General features: G+C 67.5%; 5 protein-coding genes. 1 reads left to right on the top strand and 4 read right to left on the bottom strand.

Features of this window, described 5'->3' with window-relative positions:
* Positions 1-49: 49 nt before the first annotated feature.
* Positions 50-1,855 (bottom strand): ABC transporter ATP-binding protein, encoded by a 1,806-nt coding sequence (locus ACFRCR_RS04395; protein ID WP_377675793.1) that lies wholly within the window; start codon positions 1,853-1,855, stop codon positions 50-52.
* An 86-nt stretch (positions 1,856-1,941) separates the two neighbouring features.
* Between ACFRCR_RS04395 and ACFRCR_RS04390 the strand changes: the two genes are divergently transcribed.
* Positions 1,942-2,532: a hypothetical protein gene (locus ACFRCR_RS04390; RefSeq protein ID WP_377675792.1), complete on the top strand. Its 591-nt coding sequence runs from the start codon at positions 1,942-1,944 to the stop codon at positions 2,530-2,532.
* 67 nt (positions 2,533-2,599) lie between these two features.
* Here ACFRCR_RS04390 and ACFRCR_RS04385 read toward each other — a convergent pair whose 3' ends face one another.
* From ACFRCR_RS04385 to ACFRCR_RS04375, 3 genes are all read right to left on the bottom strand, one after another.
* Positions 2,600-3,679, bottom strand: a complete 1,080-nt coding sequence (locus ACFRCR_RS04385) for an ABC transporter permease (protein WP_377675790.1) — start codon at positions 3,677-3,679, stop codon at positions 2,600-2,602.
* Positions 3,676-5,202, bottom strand: a complete 1,527-nt coding sequence (locus ACFRCR_RS04380) for an ABC transporter permease (RefSeq protein ID WP_377675788.1) — start codon at positions 5,200-5,202, stop codon at positions 3,676-3,678. The genes ACFRCR_RS04385 and ACFRCR_RS04380 overlap by 4 nt, the downstream gene beginning before the upstream one ends.
* Positions 5,203-5,440: 238 nt before the next feature.
* Positions 5,441-7,285, bottom strand: coding sequence for an ABC transporter family substrate-binding protein (locus ACFRCR_RS04375; RefSeq protein ID WP_377675787.1), 1,845 nt, complete (start codon positions 7,283-7,285; stop codon positions 5,441-5,443).
* Between the last annotated feature and the right edge of the window lie 178 nt (positions 7,286-7,463).

Genomic DNA, 7,463 nt, shown 5'->3' with positions numbered 1-7,463 from the left:
CGACGACGGCGCGTGCCGTCGTCGGGCATCTCACCCGTGCTGTGCGAGGTCAGGGCTGCTGCGGGATGCGGTCGCCCTCGATGTTCTCGCGGCGGTCGACCTGCGAGCGCAGGAGCGCGTCGACCTCGCTCGACTCGTCCTGGGCGATGTCCTTGGCCTCGTTGACGAGCAGGAGGTCGCGGGCCTCGCGGCGAACGCGCTGCTGCTCGGGGTCCGGGACGGGCACCGCGGCCAGCAGGCGACGCGTGTAGTCGTGCCGCGGGGAGTTGACGACCTGCGCCGTGTCCCCGACCTCGACCAGCTTGCCGTGGTGCATCACCGCGATCCGGTCGGACAGGATCTCGACGACCGCGAGGTCGTGCGAGATGAACAGGCACGCGAAGCCGTGCTCGCGCTGCAGGTCCTGGAACAGGTCGAGCACCTTCGCCTGGACCGACACGTCGAGCGCCGACGTGGGCTCGTCCGCGACCAGGAGCTTGGGCTCGAGCGAGAGCGCACGCGCGATGCCCACGCGCTGACGCTGACCGCCCGAGAGCTCGTGCGGGTAGCGGTTGCGCATCGCCCGCGGCAGCTCGACCTGGTCGAGGAGACGCTCGACCTCGTTGCTCAACGCCTTGCCCTTGATGCCCTTGTGGAGCATGAGGGGCTCGCCGATGGACTCGCCGATCGGCAGACGCGGGTTGAGCGACGAGCCCGGGTCCTGGAAGACGATCCCGACCTGGTTGCGCAGCGGACGCAGGTCGCGCGAGCGCGCACCGACCATGTTCTGGCCGACGATCGACAGCTCGCCACCCGTGACGGGCAGGAGCCCGACCACGGCGCGGCCGATCGTCGTCTTGCCCGACCCGGACTCGCCCACCAGACCGACGACCTCGCCCTGACGGATGGTCAGGTTGACCTCGTCGACGGCGCGGAAGCCGGGTGCGCGGCCACGACCCGGGTACTCGATGACCATGTCCTTGGCCTCGAGCACGACCGGGCGCTCGTCGACGACCGGCTGCGCGGGCTCGACGACCTCGGCACGTGCCGTGCCCAGGTGCGGGACCGCGTCCAGCAGACGCTGCGTGTAGGGGTGCTGGGGCGAGGAGAAGATCTGCGCCGCCGTCCCCTCCTCCACGACCAGGCCGTTCTTCATGACGAGGATGCGGTCCGCCATGTCTGCGACGACGCCCATGTCGTGGGTGATGAGGATGATGCCCGAGTCGATGCGGTGACGCAGGTCACGCATGAGCTTGAGGATCTCGGCCTGGACCGTGACGTCGAGAGCCGTGGTCGGCTCGTCGGCGATGAGCAGGCGCGGGTCGCACGCCAGCGCCTGCGCGATCATCGCGCGCTGGCGCTGACCACCCGAGAGCTGGTGCGGGTAGGAGTCGAACCGGCGCGCCGGGTCGGGGATCTCCACGAGCGTGAGCAGCTCGATCGCGCGCTTCTTGGCGTCCTTGGGACCCATGTCGAAGTGCGTGCGCAGCGTCTCGACGATCTGGAACCCGACGGTGTACACCGGGTTGAGCGCCGTCATGGGCTCCTGGAAGATCACCGAGATCTCCTTGCCACGGATGTGGCGGAGCTTGCTCGTGGACATCCCGATGAGCTCACGGTCGCCCAGCTTCGCGCTGCCGGTCGCCCGACCGTTCGGCGGGAGCAGACCGATGAGGGACATCGACGACTGCGTCTTGCCCGAACCGGACTCGCCCACGATCGCGAGCACCTCGCCCGGGTGGACGTCGTAGCTGACGCCGGACGCAGCGGGGAACCACTCGCCGTCGACGTAGAAGTCGACGCCGAGGTCACGGACGGTCAGCACGGGTTCGCCGGTGGGCGCCGGTGCCGCCTGGGGTGCTGTCTCGATTGCCACAGGTATCAGGATCCTTCCTGTATGCGACGGACGTCGGCGCTGGTCAGCGCTCCGGTCGATGTCTGCATCTCTGGGAGTATGGGCCCATGGGACCCACACACGTTTTCAGGTCGACGTACGGCCGGATACTGACCGGTGCCGCAGCGCTGGTCGCGCTCGTCACCCTGGTCAGCCTCGCGACGTCGGGGGGCGTCGAAGAAGTACTGCGCTACGGCGCGTGGCCGCTGCTCGCGGTGCTGGTCGTCTGGGCGCTCTTCTGGTACCCCGAGGTCCAGGTGAGCGACGGCGAGATCGTGCTGCGCAACGTGCTGCGCACCGTGCACGTCCCATGGCCCACCTTCCGGAGCGTGGACTCGCACCTCGCGCTCAAGGTGACGACGACGAGCGGCACCTTCACGGCCTGGGCCGCACCCGCCAGCAGCGGCTCCGTGGCGAGGCTGCGCAATCCCCGCACGGTCGACCCCGCCAAGGGCATGGTCGGTGACCGGCTGGTCAGCGGTGCCAACGCCGACGCGGTGGCGCTGGTGATCGGGGAGCGCTACGAGGCTCTTCGCTCCGCGGGCCACCTCGACGGCGACGACCACGGGCTGACGCCGCGCACGACGTGGCACGTCGCGACCCTCGCGGGCCTCGTGGTGCTCACGGCGCTCGGAGTGCTCGCACCGCAGCTCGGCTGAGCACGCCACCGGTACCGACGGCACCCCGAGGGGGGTCGTCGGTACCGGTGACGTGAGGCCGGTCATGTCAGCTCCCGCCGCCCAGGCCGACGTGGCCACCCTGGGCCTGCATCGGGACGGTGGTCTCGTGCGAGGCGGCGCGGTCCATCTTCTTCTGCGAGGGGATCCGCTTCTGACGCGGGTCGAACGCGTCGCGCAGCCCGTCACCGATGAAGTTGATGCAGAGCGCGATGACGACGATGAACAGACCGGGCCACCAGAACAGCCAGGGGCGCGTCGCGAACGACGACTGGTACTGGCTGATGAGCTGGCCGAGCGAGATGTCGGGGGCCACGATCCCGAAGCCCAGGTAGCTCAGCGCGGTCTCGAGCAGGATCGCCGAGCTCATGAGCAGCGTCGTCGCGACGATGATGACACCGATCGCGTTCGGCAGGATGTGCTTGAAGATGATGCGGGTGTTGGACGCCCCGGCGACCCGCGCGGCGTCGACGAACTCGCGCTCACGCAGGCTCAGGAACTCACCGCGTACCAGTCGGGCCAGGCTCGGCCACAGGATCAGGCCGAGCGCCGCACCGAAGATCGCCGCGCTCAGGGAGCCGGCCATCTTGCCGATGACGGCACCGATCACGATGGTGGGGACCGTGATGACGAGGTCCGTGAAGCGCATGAGCATGCCGTCCGTGCGGCCGCGGAAGAAGCCCGAGAGCGAGCCGATGAGCACACCGAGCACGCAGGCGATCGTGCCGATGATGAACATGACCCCGAGCGACGTCTGGGTGCCCTTCATGACGTAGTAGAACATGTCGTGCCCGTTCTCGTCCTGACCGAACGGGTGCTCGCCGATGGCGAAGCCGGAGCCGCCGAGCCAGGTGGGCAGGCTCAACGTGGGCGCTCCGCCCGAGTTGATGACCTTGCCCGATCCTGCCCCCTGCGGCCACCAGCCTGGCACCGGTCCGAAGCCCACCGACGTGAAGGCGAGCAGCACGACGAGGATCAGGACCGCGAGCCCGACCATGGCGCCCTTGTGCCGGAAGAACCGGCTGCGGACGATCTGTCCCTGGGACAGACCTTCGACGTCCTTGAGCTCGATCGCGTTCTCGATGGTGACCGAGTCGTCGCCGTTCTGGGGGTTCTGAGGGGTACTCATGCGTTCACCCGAATTCGTGGGTCGAGGGCAGCGTAGATCAGGTCCGCCACGATGTTGGCGATGATCGCGAGCGCAGCGGTGATCAGGAGGTAGGCCATGACCGGCTCGATCTCAGCCTCTTGGAGAGAGTTGAGGAAGAGCGCGCCCATGCCCGGCCGGTTGAAGATCCGCTCCGTGACGACCGCACCACCGATGAGGGTGATGACGTCGATCGGGACGATCGTCGCGAGCGGGATCAGCGAGTTGCGGAAGCCGTGGCGCATGATGACGGTGCGCTCGCTCAGCCCCTTGGCCCGAGCCGTGCGGATGTAGTCCTGGCTCATGACCTCGAGCATGCTCGAGCGCGAGTACCGCGTGTAGCCCGCGAAGGCGACCAGGATCAGCGTCAGGGTCGGCAGCAGCAGGTGCGTGTACTGGTCGAGGACCTGCACCCAGTAGTTGCCGCCGAGGTTCGGGGTCCGGTCACCGAACGTCGCGATGGGGCGGCCGTTGATGGCGTTCGAGTTGACGTACGCGGGCCAGACCTCCATGACGCGGTCGACGTAGATCATGGCCGCGACCACGAACGCCGTGATGCCACCGGTGCGCGCGGAGACTCCCCAGTCGGGTCCGCGGAACAGGAAGCCGACCAGGACGCCAACGCCGATCGCGACGATCGCGAGGCCGAACATCATGAGGTGGGTCGGGGCGACCGAGTCGAAGAAGCCCTGGAGCGGGTAGTAGAGGGCGACGCCGATCGCCACGGTCGCGAGCGCCGTGTAGAGGGCGCGACGGTTCTTGAGGCCCGCGGAGAGCGCCGTCAGGGCGAACGCGAAGCCGACTCCGGTGATGGCGATCAGCACCGGGCCCAGCTGCGGCTTGGACCACCAGTCAGTGAGCTGGACGTAGAGCATGACACCGAGCGTGGCGACGAAGGCGAGACCGAAGGTCTGCAGCCTGCGAGTGACCGAACCGCCGATCGCGAGCACCCACAGCAGGCCCATGAGCGCTGCGATGCCGATCAGGACAGGAATCGACAGCGCGGGGTCCGCGAGGAAGTCGTTGAACCCGATGGCGCCCCACTGCTTGAGCAGCACCGCGACCCAGAACGAGGGCAGCGAGTAGAGCAGGAAGGACAGGAAGATGATCAGGTAGTCGAACGTCGCGTACTGGCGCAGGGCGCTGACGATACCGACCGAGACACCGAGGATCAGCGAGAGGACCGTGGCGGCCGTCACGAGCTGGAGGGTCGAGCCGATCGCGTGGGAGACCATCGTGCCGACGTCCTGCCCGGAGCGCCAGGCGATGCCGAAGTCTCCCTGGAAGGCGTGGCCGAGCCACTGGAAGAAGCGCACCACGACGTTGGTGTCGAGGTTGAGCATGTCCTCGCGGGCGGCGATGCGAGCCGCCTTGTCCGCTCCGCGGTACTCACGGAGGTCGGCCAAGGGGTCGATCGCGAGATCGACCAGGAGGTACATCAAGAAGATGGCCACGAACAGCGTGGCTATGCCGGCCAGAAGGCGGCGCGTAATGAACGTCAACACGTTGGGGTAAACCTCGCAGACGACTGAGGACTCGCGATCAGCGAGTCATTCTATTCCGCGGTCCGGCAGCTGATGCACGGCGGGAAGTTCTGGCCGGCGTGTGCAGGCACGCGCGAGGGCGCCGGATGGGTGCTTCCGGCGCCCTCTCGTCGTCTCCGACCGAGGAGATCTTACGCGCTCGCGGGGAGGGGATCGCACCCTCCCCGCGAGCGACTCGTCTCACCTGACGGAGTCGGTACTACTTGCTGGCCTCGGCGTTGCCGGTCGTCCAGTCCCAGAACCCGTAGAAGATGCCCGGGGCGATCGTGAGCGGCTTGACGCCCGAGATCTTGGACTCGTTCCAGGCGGTGACGCCGGGGAACTGGAAGATGGTCACGCCGAACGCGTCGTCGACGAGGTGCTTCTCGACCTCACCGAGGATGCGGGTCTGCTCAGCCGGGTCCGTCTCGGTCTGGAGCTGGTCGAACAGCGCGTCGACCTCGGGGTTGGAGTACCCGTAGTGGTTGTTCGTCGCGCCGGTGCGGTAGTTCGCGTCCGACTCGGTCACGGCGGTCGAGGTGGACTGCCAGCCGAAGAGTGCCGCGTCGTAGAACGACTTGGCGCTGCTGAGGTCGGTGCCCCAGTCCGTCTGGACCTGGTACGGGGTGACCGTGAAGCCCGCGAGGGCAGCCGACTCGGTGATGAGCTGCGACTGGTTCACGCGACGCGTGTTGTTGGGGTCGAACAGCAGGCGGACGGAGACGGGCGAGGTGACGCCGGCCTCGGCCAGGAGCGCCTTGGCGCCCTCGATGTCGACCTCGTCGTACTGGGACTGGCCGTTCGCGGCGACGATGTCGTCGTACGCGGGCGAGCCGGGGACCGTGGTGTACGAGTTGCGGATCTCGGCGTCCGGGTTCAGCGGCTTGATCAGGTTGTCGATGATCTGCTGACGCGGGATCGTCTTGAGGAACGCCTGGCGGACCTTCTTGGCCTTCTCGGCGTCGCCACCGTAGTTGACCGGGTCGAACGGCCCGCCGTTGGAGAACTGCAGGTCGACGTGCTCGTACGTGCCCTCGGTCGCGGACTCGACCTTGACGCCGTCGAGCGCACCGACTGCGGAGAGGATGTCAGCCGTGGACTGCGGGTTGATGAGGTCGACCTCACCGTTCTGCAGCGCCTGGACCTGGCCCATCGGGTCGCCGTTGTAGCGGATGGTGACCTGGTCGATTCCGGCCTTGTGCTCGCCCTTGTACGACTCGTTGGCCTTCAGCGTGACGTACTGGTCCTTGACGAAGTCCGTCATGACGTACGCGCCGCTCGAGAGGTAGAGGTTCTCGTCGTCGGGCAGCTCGGTGTAGTTGAAGTCCTTGTTCCAGACGTTCGCGATCTTCTGCAGGCTCGCGATGTCGCCGTCCTCGATGGCCTTGACGACGGCGTCGCTCGCCTCGGCAGCGTCCTCGATGCCGAGCGCGCGCTGGCCCACGACGTGTGCCGGGAGGTTCGGAGCGATCGCCGTCTCCCAGTCCGCGAAGGGCTTGGAGTAGGTGAACGTGATCGAGTCGTCCTCGATGACGGGGACGTCGGTGACGAGCGAGATGCCCGGGGACGAGGCGTCGAAGTAGACGCCGGCGTCGACCTCGGCCTGGTTGGTGACCTCTCCGGTCTCCTCGTCGTACTGCGGCTCGACGGTGTTGTACTTGCCGGTCTGGGCAACCCACTCGAGGAGGAGGTCGGCGGGGCCGGCCGCGACGCCGTCGGACCAGCCGGCGGTGTCGGCGTAGGTGTACTTGATCGTCAGCGGGTCGTCGGAGACCTTCTCGTACGTGCCGTACGACTCGTCCTGAACCAGGTTCAGGTCCTCGTCGTAGTAGTTGAAGCCGGCACGCATGAGGTACAGCACGACGTTGTTCGCCGTGGCGTTACCGGTCATGGAGTTGCCGTTGTACGAGTAGAACGGCTGGTTCCACGCGATGTTGACGCTCTCGCTGTCGTTGATGCCCGCGCCGTCGCTGTTGCCGTCGCCGGACCCACCGGCGCACGCGGAGAGCGCCAGTGCGCTCGCCGCCACGGCTGCGACAGCCGCAGACTTCCGTGAGATCTTCAATGTTCCTCCTCAAGGGGATGGTGGGTTCCCCGTCGACGCGCTCCGCAGCAGCACTGCGCGCGGAGCTCGGCGACACTCGCGGGAGACCCACCATTGGTTTGGGGCAACGGTACCGACCAAGATGGGCGACTTCACCCGGTTGCACCTTTCGAGCGGTCGATCGTTACCGAGTTGATAC

Origin of the sequence: Oerskovia sp. NPDC056781 (assembly GCF_042789955.1) — a bacterium.
Taxonomy (GTDB): Bacteria; Actinomycetota; Actinomycetes; order Actinomycetales; family Cellulomonadaceae; genus Oerskovia; species Oerskovia rustica.
This window is presented reverse-complemented; position numbering and strand designations above follow the sequence as displayed.